At 71.8% G+C, this 16392-nt stretch carries 12 protein-coding genes; 3 read left to right on the forward strand and 9 right to left on the reverse strand.

The window, feature by feature from the left end; translation table 11 throughout:
- The first annotated feature begins 94 nt into the window (after window positions 1–94).
- Together AB0C84_RS13285 and AB0C84_RS13290 are read left to right on the forward strand one after the other, a co-directional pair.
- Complete coding sequence (locus tag AB0C84_RS13285) at window positions 95–3529, forward strand: CDP-glycerol glycerophosphotransferase family protein (protein WP_361064954.1); 3435 nt, start codon at window positions 95–97, stop codon at window positions 3527–3529.
- Window positions 3530–3603: 74 nt separating this feature from the next.
- Window positions 3604–7167 carry a CDP-glycerol glycerophosphotransferase family protein gene (locus AB0C84_RS13290; RefSeq protein WP_361064957.1) on the forward strand — a complete coding sequence of 1188 codons (3564 nt, stop codon included), beginning with the start codon at window positions 3604–3606 and terminating at the stop codon, window positions 7165–7167.
- Window positions 7168–7196: 29 nt separating this feature from the next.
- Here AB0C84_RS13290 and AB0C84_RS13295 read toward each other — a convergent pair whose 3' ends face one another.
- The 7 genes from AB0C84_RS13295 to AB0C84_RS13325 form a co-directional block, all read right to left on the reverse strand.
- Window positions 7197–7898, reverse strand: coding sequence for a class I SAM-dependent methyltransferase (locus AB0C84_RS13295; RefSeq protein WP_361064960.1), 702 nt, complete (start codon window positions 7896–7898; stop codon window positions 7197–7199).
- A 117-nt stretch (window positions 7899–8015) separates the two neighbouring features.
- Window positions 8016–8882 carry an SRPBCC family protein gene (locus AB0C84_RS13300; RefSeq protein ID WP_361064963.1) on the reverse strand — a complete coding sequence of 289 codons (867 nt, stop codon included), beginning with the start codon at window positions 8880–8882 and terminating at the stop codon, window positions 8016–8018.
- A gap of 195 nt (window positions 8883–9077) precedes the next feature.
- Window positions 9078–9932 (reverse strand): xanthine dehydrogenase family protein subunit M, encoded by an 855-nt coding sequence (locus AB0C84_RS13305; RefSeq protein WP_361064966.1) that lies wholly within the window; start codon window positions 9930–9932, stop codon window positions 9078–9080.
- Window positions 9929–12328, reverse strand: a complete 2400-nt coding sequence (locus AB0C84_RS13310; RefSeq protein ID WP_361064969.1) for a xanthine dehydrogenase family protein molybdopterin-binding subunit — start codon at window positions 12326–12328, stop codon at window positions 9929–9931. Before AB0C84_RS13310 ends, AB0C84_RS13305 begins: the two co-directional genes overlap by 4 nt.
- Window positions 12325–12816, reverse strand: a complete 492-nt coding sequence (locus tag AB0C84_RS13315) for a (2Fe-2S)-binding protein (RefSeq protein ID WP_258943845.1) — start codon at window positions 12814–12816, stop codon at window positions 12325–12327. Before AB0C84_RS13315 ends, AB0C84_RS13310 begins: the two co-directional genes overlap by 4 nt.
- Window positions 12817–12999: 183 nt before the next feature.
- Window positions 13000–13707, reverse strand: coding sequence for a peptidoglycan-binding protein (locus tag AB0C84_RS13320; RefSeq protein WP_361064973.1), 708 nt, complete (start codon window positions 13705–13707; stop codon window positions 13000–13002).
- Window positions 13704–13919: a hypothetical protein gene (locus AB0C84_RS13325; protein WP_361064976.1), complete on the reverse strand. Its 216-nt coding sequence runs from the start codon at window positions 13917–13919 to the stop codon at window positions 13704–13706. The genes AB0C84_RS13320 and AB0C84_RS13325 overlap by 4 nt, the downstream gene beginning before the upstream one ends.
- A 718-nt stretch (window positions 13920–14637) precedes the next feature.
- Between AB0C84_RS13325 and AB0C84_RS13330 the strand changes: the two genes are divergently transcribed.
- Entirely contained in the window at window positions 14638–15108 is a 471-nt protein-coding gene (locus AB0C84_RS13330) for a cysteine dioxygenase (RefSeq protein ID WP_361064979.1), read from the forward strand.
- Here the strand turns inward: AB0C84_RS13330 and AB0C84_RS13335 are convergent.
- Together AB0C84_RS13335 and AB0C84_RS13340 are read right to left on the reverse strand one after the other, a co-directional pair.
- On the reverse strand, window positions 15059–15502 hold the full coding sequence (locus AB0C84_RS13335) for a hypothetical protein (RefSeq protein ID WP_361064982.1): 444 nt from the start codon (window positions 15500–15502) through the stop codon (window positions 15059–15061). The two genes, AB0C84_RS13330 and AB0C84_RS13335, sit on opposite strands and share 50 nt — an antisense overlap.
- A 178-nt stretch (window positions 15503–15680) precedes the next feature.
- Complete coding sequence (locus tag AB0C84_RS13340; RefSeq protein WP_361064985.1) at window positions 15681–16385, reverse strand: TetR/AcrR family transcriptional regulator; 705 nt, start codon at window positions 16383–16385, stop codon at window positions 15681–15683.
- Between the last annotated feature and the right edge of the window lie 7 nt (window positions 16386–16392).

Here is a 16392-nt window from a genome sequence, read left to right on the forward strand (position 1 = left end):
GTCAAGTCTGCGTCAGGGGACGGCCTCGCAATCGCGATGCGCGTTCGTGCGGTGGCTTAGGGTGACCATGCTCGTGGGGCGAGGAGGAGGCCCCATGTCCCCGAAGCTCAGCGTGGTCGTGCCGTTCCACAACACCGAGGAGTATCTCCAGGAGTGCCTGGAATCGCTGGCGGGCCAGACGCTGGGCGACCTGGAAGTGATCATGGTGGACGACGGGTCCACCGACAACGGCGCCGTGATCGCCAAGGACATGTGCGGCCGCGATCCGCGGTTCCGCCTCCTCACACGGGAGAACGAGGGGCCCGGGCCCGCCCGCAACGCGGGCGTGCGGCAGGCGCGGGGCGAGTACCTGGCGTTCGCCGACGCCGACGACGTCGTGGAGCGCGAGGCGTACGCGCGGCTGGTCGCGTCCCTTGAACGGACCGGGTCGGACCTGGCCTGCGGGAACGTCCAGCGGATGGACGACGACCGCACCTGGCAGTCGCACCTGCACGACGGCGTCTTCACCGATCCCCGTTCGAAGACGCATGTGTCGTCCATGCCGATGCTCATGCGCGACCGGACGCCGTGGAACAAGGTGTACCGGCGCGCGTTCTGGACTCGGACCGGTCTGGAGTTCCCTACCGGCTACTACGAGGACCCGCCTGTCACGGCGCGCGCGCACGCCCTGGCCCGTTCCGTGGACGTCCTGAGCGACACGGTCTACTTCTGGCGCAGGCGCCCTGGGTCCATCACAGAGGACCGCTACGACTGGGACAACTTCAGGCAGCGCATGCGTTCCGCGCGGTCCGTACGGGACGGTCTGGCCGACTACGCGCCGCAGCTCCTGAACGCCTACGACGAGCACGTCCTGATCCCCATCGAGCTTCGCGTCCTGTTCGAGGCCCTTCCCAGGACGCAGGACGAGAACCGCGGAGAACTCGTCGCCATGGGGGCGGCCCTGGCCCGGCAGGTGAGCGCTCGCGTCGTGAAGCGGCAGCCCGCGATGACGCGCCTGCAACTGCACCTGCTGTGCCGGCGGATGCTGCCGGAACTGCTGGAGGTGCTGCGCTTCGCCCAGCTGCGCATGGCGGCGGACGCGCCGCGCGTGCGCCGCGGCCTGCGCCACCGCTGGTACGCCGAGTACCCGTTCTTCGAGGACGAGGACCGGGGCGTCCCGGCGCACGTGTACGACGTGACCGACGAACTCAGACCGGTCGCCGCGATCGACCGGGCCACCTGGTCGGACGGCCGGCTCCGCCTGGAGGGCCACGCCTACGTCCGGCATCTGGACGCCTCCAGCGAGGACGGGTCCCGGATCCGGATCTGGCTGGTGGCGGCCAACAGGCGGGGCCTCATGCGCGTCCCGGTCAGGCGGGTCCGCAGGCCGGACGTGACCGCCGGGTCGCGGCAGTCGAACGTCTCCTACGACTGGTCCGGGTTCGTCGCGGAGATCGACCCGTCCGCGCTGCGGATGTTCGGGCGCTGGCGGGACGTCGACTGGGTGCCGTGCGTCGAGATCGTCAACCGGGGGCTGCGGCGCCGGTCGACGTTCATGGGGCCGCGCCTCACCGGGCGGCAGTGGCCGCGGGACCGGGAGTGCGCGCCGGGCGTGCTCGTCCAGGGAGTCACGGGCCGGAACCGGTTCGTGATCCAGGTGCGCCGCACGCCGGCGGCCGTCGTCGGCTGCCACCTGGAGGGCGGCGAGCTGTGGCTGGACGGCTGGAGCCGCGTCCCGTTCGGGGACGAGCCGCGCGTCACGGCCGTCCCGAGGGTGGGGCGTGCGACGGTGCTCGGGCCGGTCGAGCCGGTCGGCGCCGACGGGTTCCGGGCGCGGCTGCCGGTCGCCGGGCTGGCCCGGCGGCAGGGCGACTGGGAGATCACCCTCTCGGAGGGGGTCCGCCCGTACCTGGACGAGGACCCGGCGGGCGCGGCCTTCCCCATCCCCGGCGGGGAACTGGAGATCGCCAGGACGCGGCGCGGCACCCTGCGGATCGTCTCCCGCGGCCTCGTCCTCGCCGTCGACGAGGTGTCGTGGTCGTCCGAGGGCGCCCTCCGCCTGGCGGGCACGTGCTCGGACCGGATCGGGCGGCCGGACTCGCTGGTCCTGAGGCGGCGGCGGTCGAGCGAGGAACACGCCGTCAGGCTGCACTGGGAGGACGACCGGTTCACGGCGGTGTTCTCGCCCGCGCGCATGCCGGTGCTCGGTCTGTCGCGCCCGCTGGTCTCGGGCCGCTGGGACGTCCTCGCCACGGTCGGAGGGCAGGAGCAGCCGGTGGTCGTCCGCCGCCATACGCTCCGCGACCTGCCCGAGCCGTTCGAGGCGGGCCTGCACCGGATCACCGTCCGGGCCCAGAAGACCGACCACTTGCAGCTGCGCGTCGAGACGGCCTTGGACGACGACGAGCGCGGCGCCTACGCGCAGAGCCGCATACGGTCCGGGCACTACCGGCGCCACCTGAACCTGCCCGTCCGTGAACTCGCCGTGTTCGACGCGTACAAGGGGCGCCAGTACTCGTGCAACCCGCGCGGCATCTACGACGAGCTGCGGCGCCGCGAAACCGACCTGGAATGCGTGTGGGTCACCGAGAACGGGCAGTTCGGCAAGCCTTCTGGTGCCCGCACCGTCCTCGCCGGGACGCGGGAGCACTACGAGGCGCTCGCCCGCGCGCGCTACATCTTCGGCAACTGGTCGCAGCAGGAATGGTTCACCAAGCGCGAGGACCAGACCTACGTCCAGTGCTGGCACGGGACGCCGCTCAAGAAGCTCGGATACGACGTCAAGCAGATGCCCTTCAAGCGCACCGAGGGCGTGGACTGGATGGAGTACGACGTCCCCCAATGGGACCTCCTGCTCGCCCAGAACGCGTTCTCCGTGCCGCTGTTCCGGCGCGCGTTCGGCTACTCCGGGGACGTCCTCGAAAGCGGCTACCCCCGCAACGACGTGCTGAGCAGCCCGCACCGCGACGAGATCGCCGCGGCGGTGCGGCGGCGCCTCGGCATCCCTGAGGGCAAGCGGGTCGTGCTGTACGCGCCGACGTGGCGGGACGACTTCCACCACGCGATCGGCAAGCGCGCTTTCCGCCTCGAATTCGAGATCGACAGGTTCCGGGCCGCGCTGGGCCGCGACCACGTCCTGCTCCTGCGGACGCACTACCTCGTCACCGACCGTCCGAGGCTGCGGCCGGGCGACTGCGTCATGGACGTCTCGGTCTACCCCGACATCTCGGAGCTCTTCCTCATCAGCGACGTGCTCGTCACCGACTACTCGTCGTCCATGTTCGACTTCGCCGTCACCGGCCGGCCGATGGTGTTCTTCACCTACGACCTGGAGCGGTACCGCGACCACGTGCGCGGCTTCTACTTCGACTTCGACGCCGAGGCGCCGGGGCCGCTGCTCGCCACCACGCAGGACGTCGTCGAGGCGCTGCGCGAGCCCGCCGCGCTGGAGACCGGGTTCCGGGATGCGCGCGCCGCGTTCGCCGCCCGGTACTGCCCGCACGACGACGGCCACGCCGGCGCGCGCGTGCTCGACCGGGTCCTGCGCTGAGCCGCCCGACCTGCTGAAGACCACCCGACCCGCCGAAACCCACGAATCCCCGAAAGCCCAGTACGGAGCCGCTCGTGTCCCCGCAGATCAGCATCGTCGTCCCCATCCGCAACACCGGCGGCCGCCTGGCGGAGTGCCTGGAGTCGATCGCCGGGCAGACGCTGCGCGACATCCAGGTGCTCATGGTGGAGGACGGCCTGGCCGCCGGCGGTGCCGCCAGGGACGCAACCGTCGCCAAGGAGTTCGCAGGCCGCGACGACCGTTTCGCCCTCGTGCAGCCCGCCCCCGGAACGACGGCGGCCGACGCGGGCGTCGAGCAGGCCAAGGGCCGCTACCTCGCCTTCGCCGACGGCGAGGACGCGGTGCCGCCCTACGCCTACGAACTGCTGGTCGGGACGCTGGACGACACCGGTTCGGACCTCGCGGGCGGGAACGTCATGTGCCTGGACGAGGAACAGGCGTGGCAGTCGCCGCTCCACAGCGACCCCTACGCGGAGACCATGCTGTCGACGCACGTGACCCGCCACCCCGCCCTCCTGCAAGACAGGACGGTGTGGAACAAGGTCTACCGGCGCTCGTTCTGGGACGCGTACGGCCTGGAGTTCGGGACCGGTGGCGACCTCCTCATCGCTGTGCGGAGCCACGTGCTGGCCTCCGCCGTGGACGTGTTGGATGCGACCGTCTACTTCTGGCGGGACCGTCCCGGATCGGCCTTGCGCACACGCCCCGACCCGGCCGACATCACCGAACGCATGACGACCCTCGCGAGGACGCGGGAGTTCGTCCGCAAGCAGGCGCCGGACCTTCTGGCCTTCCACGACATGTACGCGCTCGACCTGGACGTGCGCGAACTGATGCTCGCCCTGCCCACGGCCACCTGGGAGGAGCGCGAACACCTCGTCGAGCTCGGCGCGGAGGTCGTCGCCGGCGCCGGGCGCCGGGCCGCCGCCGGCCTTGAGGCGATCAGGCGGCTGGAGACGTACCTGCTCGGCGAGTGCATGCTGCCCGAACTGCTGGAGGTGCTGCGCTTCGAGGAGGGCGGCCTGCGGGACGTGCCGCTGGTGCCGCGCGGCCGTCTCCGGCAGCGCTGGTACGCCCGCTACCCCTTCTTCGACGACTCCGGCCGGGGCGTCCCGGAGGACGTGTACGACGTCACCGACGAGCTGGCGCTGTGGGCGGACGTCGACCGCGTGGAGTGGGACGTCGACACCCTCATCGTCGAGGGGCACGCCTACTTCGACCGGTTCGCGGTGGCGGCGGTGGCCGATTCCCGGATCCGCGTCTGGATGCGCGACGTGCGGACCGGCAAGGAGATCCGGCTCCCGGTGGAGCGCCGCTACGTCCCGGAGGTCACGGTGCGCTCCGGGCACGCGAACGTCTCCCTCGACTGGTCGGGCTTCACGGTGCGGGTGGAGCCGGAGTACCTGCTGGACAACGACGAGTGGCGGACGGCCACCTACGAGCTGTTCGCCGAGGTGTCGACGGCCGGGCGCAGGGCGGTGCAGCGGCTGACCGCGATGGCTCCGGCCGTCCGGTGGACGTCGCCGCGGCAGGTGGACGAGCACGTGGCCGTCCAGCCGGCGGCAGGCGACGACGACGTGTTCGTCGTCCACGTCAAGCGGGCCAAGGCCGTGCTGACCAGGATCAGCCTCGACGGCGACGTGCTGGTGCTGTCCGGCTGGACGCGGCGCGCGCTCGGCGCCGGAGCCGCGATGGTCGCGGTTCGCAGGTACGGGGGAGACGAGGTCCGCGGCGAGGTGACGCTGCGGCAGGCGGCCGTCCTGCGGATGGCGGAGGGCACCGGGTTCGACTTCACGGCGAGGCTGCCGCTGAAGTTCCTGGCGTCCGTGCCGGACGGCGGACCGAACGGAGCGCAGTACGGTGCGCACCTGCGCGACGCCATCGACTGGGACATCCGGTTGACGGGTGAGGGCGGCCCTCTGCGGCTCACCGTCGCGAGCAACGTCAAGCCCGCCCGCTTCGCCCTGCCGGAGAGCGCGGGGCGCGGCCGGGAGTTCGCCGTCAGCCGCACCGCGTTCGGGAACCTGCGGGGGGTCGAGCGCAGCTGCCGTCCGGTCGTCACGGGCGCCGAGTGGGACGCCAACGGATTGCTCGCGCTGACGGGCGATCTCGCCGACCCGGACCACCGTCCCGACCATTTCGTCCTGCGGCGGCGCCGGTCCGGCGATGAGCACCGGGTCCCCGTCAGCTGGGAGGGGAGCCGGTTCACGGCCCCCTTCGCCCCCGCGACGATGTCGGTGTTCGGGACGGACCTGCCGCTGAGCAGCGGGACCTGGGACCTGCTGGCGCGCACGCGTGCAGGAGAGGTGGCCGTCGTCGTCGAACGCGAGGCCATCCCCAACCTGCCCGACCGGCACCGCGCGGGCACCCACGAGTTCGAGATCGGCGTCCACCAGATCGACGCGCTGATGCTGCACAGCCGTGTGTCCCTGGAGGACGACGAGCGCAGCGGGCATGCGCAGACCCTTCTCCAGCAGAGGGACTATTCCGTCTACCTGCGCAGCCCCCTGGCCGACATGGTGGTGTTCAGCAGCTACAACGGCTCCCAGTACAGCTGCAGCCCGAGGGCCGTCTATGAGGAACTCATCCGCCGCGACACCGACCTGGAATGCGTGTGGGTCTCCCAGGACGACCAGTTCGCGGTGGACGGAAAGGCCACGACCGTCTTGGCCGGCAGCCGCGAGCACTACCGCGCGCTCGCGCACGCTCGGTATCTCGTCGCCAACCACGCGCTGCCGCAATGGTTCTTCAAGCGGACAGGCCAGATCTACCTCCAGACCTGGCACGGCACCCCGTTGAAGCGCCTCGCCTACGACCTGCAAGACATGCCGTACCAGCGCACCGAGCGGCTGGACTGGATGGAGGAGGAGGTCCCCCGATGGGATCTCCTGCTGTCCTCCAGCCCGTACGCCACCCAGGTCATGCGGCGGGCCTTCCGGTACGAGGGCGAGGTCCTGGAGACCGGGTTCCCGCGCAACGACATCCTCAGCACGCCCGAGTGGGAACGCATCGGGACCCACATTCGCAAGCGCCTGGGGATACCGCAGGGCAAGAAAGTCGTCCTCTACGCGCCGACCTGGCGGGACGACCGGCATCACGCAGAAGGCAGGCAGGGCTTCTCACTGGAACTGGACCTGGAGACCATGCGCCAGGCCCTGGGGGACGACTACGTCCTCCTCCTGCGGACGCACCACCTCATCACCGACCGAGACCGGATCGCCGCGAACCAGCTCGCGGAGTACGACTCTGGCCCGTTCGTCATCGACGTGTCCCGGTACCCGGACATCGCCGAGCTGTACATGGCGGCCGACGTGCTCGTCACGGACTACTCGTCCGCCATGTTCGACTACGCGATCCTGGGCCGTCCCATCGTCCTGTTCACCTATGACCTGGACTGGTACCGCGACCACGTGCGCGGCTTCTACTTCGACCTGGAGGCCGAGGCGCCCGGTCCGGTCGTGCGGACGTCCGCGGAGGTCGCCGAAGCGGTCAGGGCGGCGCCCGCGGGCGAGCATCGCTACGCGGACGCCTACGACCGCTTCTTCGTGAAGTACTGCCCGCATGACGACGGCCAGGCCGCGTCCCGGGTGGTCGACCGCGTCTTCGGCAAGGCCTGAACGCCGGGCCTGAACGCGCGGGCCCGCCGTCAGCCTGGGCGGCGGGCCCGCGCGAACAGCCACACGCCAGGCCACGAGGCGACCGGCAGGCGCCGCTCCAGCGCGGCGGACATCCGCAGCGCCTCGTTGACGAGCGGATGCAGCGGAGCCAGATCCTCGCGCCGCACCGTCCGGTTCCTGAGCAGACGCAGGAGCGGACGATGCATGACGCCCCTGCTCCACACGCGCTCCAGCACCAGGCCCGCATCCTCCAGCAGTTCGACCAGCCTGCGGCGGGAGTAACGGCGGACGCGTCCGAGAGCCACGTCATGGGCCGACCACAGAGCCATGTCGCAAGGAACGGACACCAGCACCGTCCCACCTGGCCGCAACACCCGCGCGACCTCTGCGGCCGCTCGCTCGTCGTCCTCCACATGCTCAAGCACGTCCAACGCCAGCGCCAGGTCGTACTCGCATGCCGGAAGCGGCAGGTAACGCGCGTCGCCCTCGTAGGCCTCGACACCGTAGGCGCGGGCCAGCGCGACGGCGTCCGGGCTCAGGTCGATCGCCGTGGCGCTCCACCCGTGGCCGGCCAGCACGCGGCAGGACGCCCCGGACGCGGCGCCGATGTCGACGGCCGTCCCTGGCACGCTGAACCGCAGCAGTTCAGCGGACAGGATCTCGCGGCGTTCGCGGTACCACCAGTTGTCGTTCTCGATCCGCGCGATCCGCTGGAGCTCGATGGTGTCCACCGGGCAAGCCGACCGCACCGGACGCGGCGCGTTCCATCGACGCCGCCGCCCGCGCACGGATCGTTGACGCCGCCTTGACCCCGCCCCGGATGAGCGCGCCGTCAGCGCTGCCGACGGTCAGCGCCTCTTGCGGCGGCGCACGAGGAAGCGGACGGCCAGGAGGACGGCGACCAGGCCGCCGACCGCGGGAACGGCCCGCTTGGCGATCGACGGGCCCACGAACTCCAGCAGGTCGATCGCGTCGTCCTTCTCCTCCACGCGCCGCGCGTGCCCGCCTTCGTCGAGCCCGCCCGCGACGTGCAGCGACGGGCGTTCCCCGGGCTCCGCCTCGACGGGGCCGGGCTTGTCGGCGGGCTTCTCCGGTGCCGCGGGCGCCACGCCGGTCTCCGCCTCCGACTCCGGTTCCGCGGCCTTCTCCGGGCTCTCCGGGGCCGCGGCGGGCTCTTCCGCGGGCGCCACGGCGGCGGCCGCCGGCGTATCGGGAGCCGCCTCGGCGGGCTTGCCGGCCGGAGCGGCCGGGGCCTGCGCGGCGGCCTCGCCGGGCGCCTCCAGCTCGGCGGCCAGCTGCTTGGCGAACCTTGCGATGATCTTGGAGCCGACCTCGGACAGGATGTTGCGGCCGAACTGCGCCGGACGGCCCGTCACGTTCAGCTTGGTGTGGACGGACACGCGGGTGACGCCGTCCTCCTCGTGCAGTCTCGCCTGCACGGTCGCCGCCGCGGTCCCCGACCCGCGGGCCTCCTTGGCGGACGCCTCCATCGTGACGACGCGGGACGACTCGTCCGCCGAGACGATCCGCGCGGTGCCGCGGTAGGTGATGGTCATCGCGCCCACCTTCACCTTCATCCGGCCCGCGTACTCCCCGCCGTCGACCGAGTCGAGCGTCGCGCCCGGCATGCAGGCCGCGACGCGCTCCACGTCGAGCAGCACCGACCAGGCCTGATCCACCGGCACGGGGACGGTGAAATCGTGGTCGAGCTCCATGATCAGTGTCCTTATCGTCCGGAGACCTCGCCCCGACCCTACGGCGGCGGCCCGTCGCGTCGCCAGTGGGGCCCCGGGCACCTCGCCACACCTCACCCATTGCGCTACCCCGCCCCGCGGTGAACATGCGGAGCGGCGCGCACGCGGCCGGGCGCCGGGGCGACGGGACCCGGCCGCGTGTGCACGCCGTGCGGGTCAGCCCGCGGCGGCCGCCAGCGCGCGTGCCGTCAGCACCGTCGCCAGATGCGCCCGGTACTCCGACGACCCGTGCAGGTCCGTGGGCGGCTCCGTGCCCGCCGCGGCCTGCGCGGCGGCGGTCCGGAAGGCGTCCCGCGACGCCGGCCCCCCTCGGACGGCGGTCTCGACCGCGCTCGCCCTGACCGGGGCCGGGCCCATGTTGGTCAGCGCGACGCGCGCCTCCTCGACGCCGTCACCGTCGCGGTGGACGGCGCACGCCACCCCGACGATCGCCCAGGCCTGCGCCGTCCGGTGGAACTTCTCGTAGTGCACGCCCCAGCCCGCACCCAGTTTCGGCACGCGCACGCCCACGAGCAGCTCGTCCGGTTCCATCGCCGACGTCATCCAGTCGACGAAGAACTCCGACGCGGGGATCTCCCGCTCGCCGCGCGCGGACCGGACGAGGAGCACCGCGTCCAGCGCGAGCGCGACGGCGGGCAGGTCGCCCGCCGGGTCCGCGTGGGCGAGCGACCCGCCGAAGGTGCCGCGGTGCCGGACCGCCGGGTCGGCGACGGTCTCCGTGGCCTGCACGATCAGCGGGACGTGCTCGCGCACCAGCGGATCGCGCATCACCTGGTGGTGCGTGGCCATGGCGCCGATGAGCAGCGAGTCGCCCTCGTCGCGGATCTCCCGGAGCGCGCCGAGCCCGCCCAGGTCGATCAGCGCGTCCGGGTAGGCGAGCCGCAGCCGCAGCAGCGGCATCAGGCTCTGCCCTCCCGCCAGCACCTTGGCGTCCTCGCCCGCGTCGGCCAGCGCCCGGAGGGCGTCGTCCACCGAGGCGGGACGGACGTAGTCGAACGTCGCGGGGATCACTGGTCACCTCCGGCCGAACCGAGCCCGCCGCCCGCGCCCGGTTCCGCGGCCGCCGGCTTCTCCTCCGCGCGCATCGCGCGCCACACGCGTTCGGGCGTGCACGGCATCGGCACGTCGTGCACGCCATAGGGGCGCAGCGCGTCCACGATCGCGTTGACGACCGCCGGGGTCGAGGCGATCGTGCCGGCCTCGCCGACGCCCTTCACGCCCATCGGGTTGGACGTCGCGGGCGTCTCGGTGCGGTCGGTCGTGAACGTCGGCAGGTCCGCGGCCGACGGGACCAGGTAGTCGGCCATCGTCGTGGTCGTCAGGTTGCCGTCCGCGTCGTACACGGCCTCCTCGTAGAGGGCCTGCGCGATGCCCTGCGCGAGCCCGCCGTGGACCTGGCCCTCCACGATGAGCGGGTTGACGACCTTGCCCACGTCGTCCACCGCCACGTACTTGCGGAGCTTCACCATCCCGGTCTCGGTGTCGACCTCCGCCGCGCACAGGTGCGTGCCGTGCGGGAAGGAGAAGTTCTCCGGGTCGAACGTGGCGTCGGAGTCCAGGGACGGTTCGATGCCGTCCGGCAGGTCGTGCGCGGCGAACGCGGCCAGCGCGACCTCCTGGATCGTCTTGCCCTCCTCCTGGACGCCGCGGACGCTGAACCGTCCGCCGGAGAACTCCAGGTCCTGCTCGGACGCCTCCAGCAGATGAGCGGCCACCTTCCGGGCCTTGTCCACCACCTTCTCGCAGGCGGAGAACAGCGCGACGCCTCCCACGGCCAGGGAACGGGACCCGTAGGTGTCCATTCCCTTGGGCGAGATGGCGGTGTCGCCGTGCAGGACCTTCACGTCCTCGAACGGTACGCCGAGCCGGTCGGCGGCGATCTGCGCCCACGCCGTCGCGTGGCCCTGCCCGTGCGGGGACGAACCGGTGACCACCTCGACCTTGCCGGACGGCAGCACCCGCACCGACGCGTGCTCCCAGCCGCCGGCCCCGTACGACAGCGACCCGAGGACCCTTGACGGGGCGAGACCGCACATCTCCGTGAACGTGGACACCCCGATGCCCAGCTGCACGGGATCGCGCCGTTCCCGCCGGTCCGCCTGCTCCGCGCGGAGCTTGTCGTACTGGAAAAGCTCCAGCGCCTTGTCGGTCGCCGCCTCGTAGTTGCCGGTGTCGTAGGTGAGGCCAGCGATCGTCTCGTACGGGAACTCATCGTGCGCGATCCAGTTGCGGCGCCGTACCTCGATGGGGTCGACACCCAGCTCGTCGGCCAGCTCGTCCATCATCCGCTCGATGGCGTAGGTGGCCTCTGGGCGGCCCGCGCCCCGGTAGGCGTCCGTGGGCGTCTTGGTGGTGAAGACCCCCGTGCAGGTGAACGACAGCGCGTCCATCTTGTAGATGCCGTTGAACATGAACGCGCCCAGCAGCGGGATGCCGGGAGTGACCAGCATCAGGTACGCGCCCATGTCGGCCAGCAGTTCGACCTTCAGGCCGCGGATCCGGCCGTCGCGCTCGGCGGCGAGCGTGAGCCGCTGGATCTGGTCGCGGCCGTGGTGGACGGTCATGTTGCCCTCGCTGCGGGTCTCCGTCCACTTGACCGGACGGCCGAGCCTGCGGGCGAGCAGCAGCGCGAGCACCTCCTCCCCGTACACCTGGAGCTTGGAGCCGAACCCGCCGCCGACGTCCGGGGCGACGACCCGGATCCGGTGCTCGGGGATCTCGGTGACCGTGGCCAGCATCAACCGCAGGATGTGCGGGATCTGCGTGGCCGAGTACAGCGTGAACTCGTCCCCCTCGGGGACGCACAGCACCGACCGGGGCTCCATGGCCGTCGGGATGAGCCTCTGCTGGACGTAGCGGCGCTCCAGCACGACCGGCGCGTCCCGCATCGCGGCGTCGAGATCCCCGTTCTCGAACACCCACGTGTAGGACTTGTTCGTGCCGAGGTCCTCGTGCACCAGATCGGCGCCGTCGGCTATGGCCGCCTCCATGTCCACCACGGCGGACAGCGGCTCGTAGTCGACGTCAATCTCTTCCAAGGCGTCGATGGCCGCGGCCTTGTCGCGGGCCACGACGCATGCGACGGGCTCGCCGACGTAGCGGACCTCGTCCACCGCCATGGGCGGATGGGCCGGATGCTTCATGTCCTCGGTCACGACCCACGCGCAGGGCAGCGAACCCTGTTCCGCGGCGAAGTCCTGGCCGCTGAACACGGCGACGACTCCGGGACGCTCCTTCGCCGGCGCCGTGTCGACGCCGGTGATCCGGGCGTGCGCGAACGGGCTGCGCAGGAACGCCACGTGCAGCGTCCCCGCCGGCGTCATGTTGTCGGTCCACCGCGTCCGGCCCGTGATGAGCCGCGCGTCCTCCGACCGCTTGCGCGGGGTTCCTACCTCCTGCACGGTCACGGCGTCACCTCCTGGCGACCGGGCTCGCGCATGTCGCTCGCCGCCCGCCGCACGGCCTTGACGATGTTCTGGTAACCGGTGCACCTGCACAGGTTCCCTTCCAGCCCCTCCCGGACCTCGTCCTCGGACGGGTCGGGGTTCTCCCTCAGCAGGTCGAGCGACGCCATGATCATGCCGGGTGTGCAGTAACCGCACTGCAGCGCGTGCTCCTCGTGGAAGGCCCGCTGCATCGGGTGCGTGTCGCCGTCGACGCCGAGCCCCTCGACGGTCGTCACGTCTAGGCCGTCAGCCTGGACGGCGAGCACGGAGCAGCTCTTCACGCTCATCCCGTCCATCAGGACGGTGCAGGCTCCGCAGTTGCTGGTGTCGCACCCGACCGGGGTCCCGACCTTTCCCAGCCGTTCGCGCAGATAGTGGACGAGAAGGAGGCGCGGCTCGACGTCGTCTTCGTACGTCGCTCCGTCGACCTCCACACGGATACGTGGCATGCGGTTTCTCCCAGGGACGTCTCGGGTGGACTGTGCGAGGCGTCCCTGGGAGGAGCGCGCTGATCCGGCCACGTCATCGGGGCCACCTCCGTGGAAGGCGACCCTCCGAACCTATGCCGGGGTTGAATGCCGTACTAGTCCTCAGAGTCGCTTATTTACCGACGTCTGGGGGACTGATGGCCGCTAGTGCACGCGGAGCAGAACCGGCCAGGTCTTCGGCCCGACGATCCCGTCGTCGTCGACGCCGCCCCACCGCTGCATGGCCTTCACGGCCGTCTCGGTCGTGTCGTCGAACTTCCCGGTCATGCTCACCTCGGGGTGGCTGCGCGCCAGGAGCAGTCCCTGCAGGGTCTCCACGTGCTCCCCGGAGTCGCCCTTGTTCAGCTCGGGCAGCTTCTTCACCATGTCCTCCGTCCAGTTGCCCCCGCCGTAGGCGGGCCGTCCGTAACCAGCGATGACACTGGAGTTCCTCACGCGGCGCCTGACCGAGTCGCTCGTGTTGCCCTCGATCGTCTGCAGCCGCCCGCCGCCGAGGACCTTCTCGACGACGCCGACGTGGTCGATCGCGCCGATGCTGTTGGTGGCGCCCCAGTCGAAGAACACGATGTCGCCGGGCTTCGCGGCGTTGACGCTCGCGGTCGTCCCGCTGTGCCAGCGTCCGGCCTTCTGGAAGTCCTGCGCGTGCCACACGGTGTAGGCGCGGTCCCCGCCTGGCAGGACGGCGCTCGCGTTGCCGCTGTGCCGCGCCCAGTAGGTGATGGCCATGTCGCACCAGGACGCGCTGAGGAACTCGTCTCCGTGCCTGGAGGCGTACTCCCGGGTGATGGTGTTCGGGCGCCCCGCCATTCCGAGCGACTTGCGGGCCTCGGCGATCATCCCCGCGGCGCTCATGCCGGGCCCTCCTGCCCGGTGCCGTCCTGCTCGGTGCCGTCCAGGAGGGTCTCGCCCTGCCCGCGGAAGATCCCGTCGGTGCCGGGCTCGCCGTACAGCTCCCGCAGGACCTGCTCCTCGTCGGGTTCGGTGGCCCGGTGGACGCCGGGGTTCACGTCCACCTCGTCCATGTGATCCGCTTCCGCGATGTCTGTTTCGGTCTGGGGGGTCACGTTGCTTCTCCGCAGCGTCGGACTGTCCGATCGGTCGGGAGCCTCCTGCCGTTCCGTGCGCGGCTCCGGGCCGACCGTAATGGGAACAACCCCACTTTCTCCGGATTTTGCGCTAAAACACTTGTTTGCTGGTTTTCTGCCGTTCACCAGCGGAGACGGCCGATCGGCCGAGGCGTGCCTCCGGCGCCCGATCCCCCGGCGGGGGAGGCCGTGGCGCCTCCCGATGCCTGTCGGAAACGTTCCAAGTCGGGGGGCGAGAGCGCGGAGCGGGTCAGGGGAAAAGGGGGTTCCCGGGGGCGGCCCATGGCGCTCTGAGCAGGGGATTTCTGCCGTTTCCGGGGTAGGGGCCGCCTATGTTCTTCTTCGCCTCTTCCCGGCTGGGTTGCCTGGGGTCATTGCTCGTGACCCTGGTGCTCACCTGGGTCGTCTACGTGTTCCTCAGCCGCTGAGCCCGCCGCGCGGGGCGAGGGCCCGCCGGGGGTGGCCGCATCCCCGCCGGGGGGATTCCGGTCGACTCTGGGTGATCGGCTTGACAAGGTTCGGTTACCGAGTGTCTCCTTGTGTGCGTGACGAACCGCGCGCAGACCGACTGCCCCGTGGCCCTGGGCCGCGTGGCCAGCGCGCTGTGTCCTTCGTGTTGTCGCTGATCCCCGTATCGGGCGATCGCCGCTCTCGCTGACGATCCCCTTCCAGCCGGCACACGTACGAAGGACTTCCCGTGGACCTCTCCGTGGTTCCCGATCTCACCATGCGCGGCCAGGACGACCCGCACGGCCGCGCGGCCGCCGCCCGTCCCGCGACCGTCGGGCAGCTCGCCGCCCGGGTCGGCGACCTCGCCGGACGCCCCGCCGAGTGGTGGCGGCTCGTCCGGTTCGACGCCACCGGGCCGGTGCACGTCCCGCTGGGCGGCCCGACCTGGCTGACCACCTGGCCGCCCGGCCACGGCGGGACCATCCGCGCCCAGGTCAGCACCCTGATCGCGGGCGAGCTGGCGGAGGTGGTGATCACCTCGCGCGGCGTCACCGAGCGTCCGCTGCGGGCCAACCGGGTCCGGGTGCACGGCGGCGCGCCCGCCCTCCCGCAGGGCGGCCCCCGCGACGGGACGCACGCGCTGACGAACCCGGGTCCGGCCTTCGCGGTCAGCCTGCACGCCGCCGAAGGACGTCCTTGGGACCTCCCGTCCACGTGACCACCAGCTTCCCCGAGCGCAGGGCGGCCCGTCCGTCGGTCCGGTCGCGGGAGCCGTTCGCGCAGCTCAGCTTGATCCGGCCCTGCGCGTCCACGGTGCCGGTGCAGAACCCCGGAGCGTTCAGGGCGGCGGCGCCCCGGTAGAGGAAGAGGGCCACGCGCCGCGAGCCGGAGCCCGCCGTCCATGTGCCGTCCAGCTGGGACTTCTTCTCCGCGCCGGGCCGCACCCCGTTCAGCACCGGCGGCGCCGTCCGCGCCGCCGGCGCGGACGGCGACGGCTCGGACCCGGGCTCGCCCGAACCGCTGCAGCCGGCCAGCGAGGCGGCGAGCAGCACGGCAAGCGGCAGGTGCGGCGCGGTGAGGGACGGGCGCAGGGCGGGCACGGCCGGCCGCATGGTTCCTCCAGGGAAAGAGAGCGCGCGGCGGGCCCCGGGGGATTAGGCCCGCCGCGCGCGCACCGGGGGTCGGCGCGGGACGGACGGGGCGGCCCGGACGACCCACGCAAGATCCACACCAATAGAAACCCGTGCGTTTTTCACGTCAAGGGAGACGGCGCCGACCGGCCGCATCCGGTCAGCCGGGGTCGCCGGCCAGGTAGGGGGAGGCGGCCTCGCGGCCGACGAGGGGGAGCAGCGCGAAATAGGTGAGGGACGGCAGCAGCGACGGCAGCTCCTCCGCCTCGCCCGTCTCCATCTGGACGTGGATCGCGCTGTAGATCCCGCCCACGATCGCGTCCACCACCGAGACCGGGACGGGCGGCAGGGACGGGTCGGCGAAGAAGACGCGGAACCGCAGGAGGTTGTCGATGCGCGCCTGCCTGACCTGCTGCCCGGCCGCGTTCACCTCCACCAGCGACGCCCGCGCGAACCGCGGTTCCCGAGCGAGGGCGGCCAGCAGCGTGCGCAGCCCCGCGTGGATCCCGTCCGGCCAGGACGGCGCGGCCTCGTAGGCCTCCGTCATACGGCGGAGCAGGATGTCCATGCCGCGCTGGTAGGCGGCGAGGAAGCATTCGTCCAGGTCGGAGAAGTGCGCGTAGAACGTCTTCTTCGTGACGCCCGCGCCCTCGGTGACCCCGCTGATCGTCGTGTGCGCGAAGCCCCGCTCCGAGACGACCTGGACGAACGCGTCGATCAGCCGCTCGCGCTGGATCCCGGCGACGGTCTCCGGGGAGAGCCCGTGCCGGCCCGGTTTGATGGCGCGGTTCGGGTCGAGCGCGGACCGCGAGCCGGGCAGCGCGTCCGCGCACCCCGTCTCCGGTGTCCCGGTCTTCCCCGCCATCGGCCCT

Origin of the sequence: Actinomadura sp. NPDC048955 (assembly GCF_040649435.1) — a bacterium.
Lineage (GTDB): Bacteria > Actinomycetota > Actinomycetes > Streptosporangiales > Streptosporangiaceae > Spirillospora > Spirillospora luteofluorescens.

Coding starts and splice junctions, on each gene's coding strand:
- AB0C84_RS13285 (WP_361064954.1), top strand. CDS start 95: ATGTCCCCGAAGCTCAGCGTGGTCGTGCCGTTCCACAACACCGAGGAG.
- AB0C84_RS13300 (WP_361064963.1), bottom strand. CDS start 8,882: ATGGAGCTCGACCACGATTTCACCGTCCCCGTGCCGGTGGATCAGGCC.
- AB0C84_RS13315 (WP_258943845.1), bottom strand. CDS start 12,816: ATGCCACGTATCCGTGTGGAGGTCGACGGAGCGACGTACGAAGACGAC.
- AB0C84_RS13320 (WP_361064973.1), bottom strand. CDS start 13,707: ATGAGCGCCGCGGGGATGATCGCCGAGGCCCGCAAGTCGCTCGGAATG.
- AB0C84_RS13335 (WP_361064982.1), bottom strand. CDS start 15,502: ATGCGGCCGGCCGTGCCCGCCCTGCGCCCGTCCCTCACCGCGCCGCAC.
- AB0C84_RS13340 (WP_361064985.1), bottom strand. CDS start 16,385: ATGGCGGGGAAGACCGGGACACCGGAGACGGGGTGCGCGGACGCGCTG.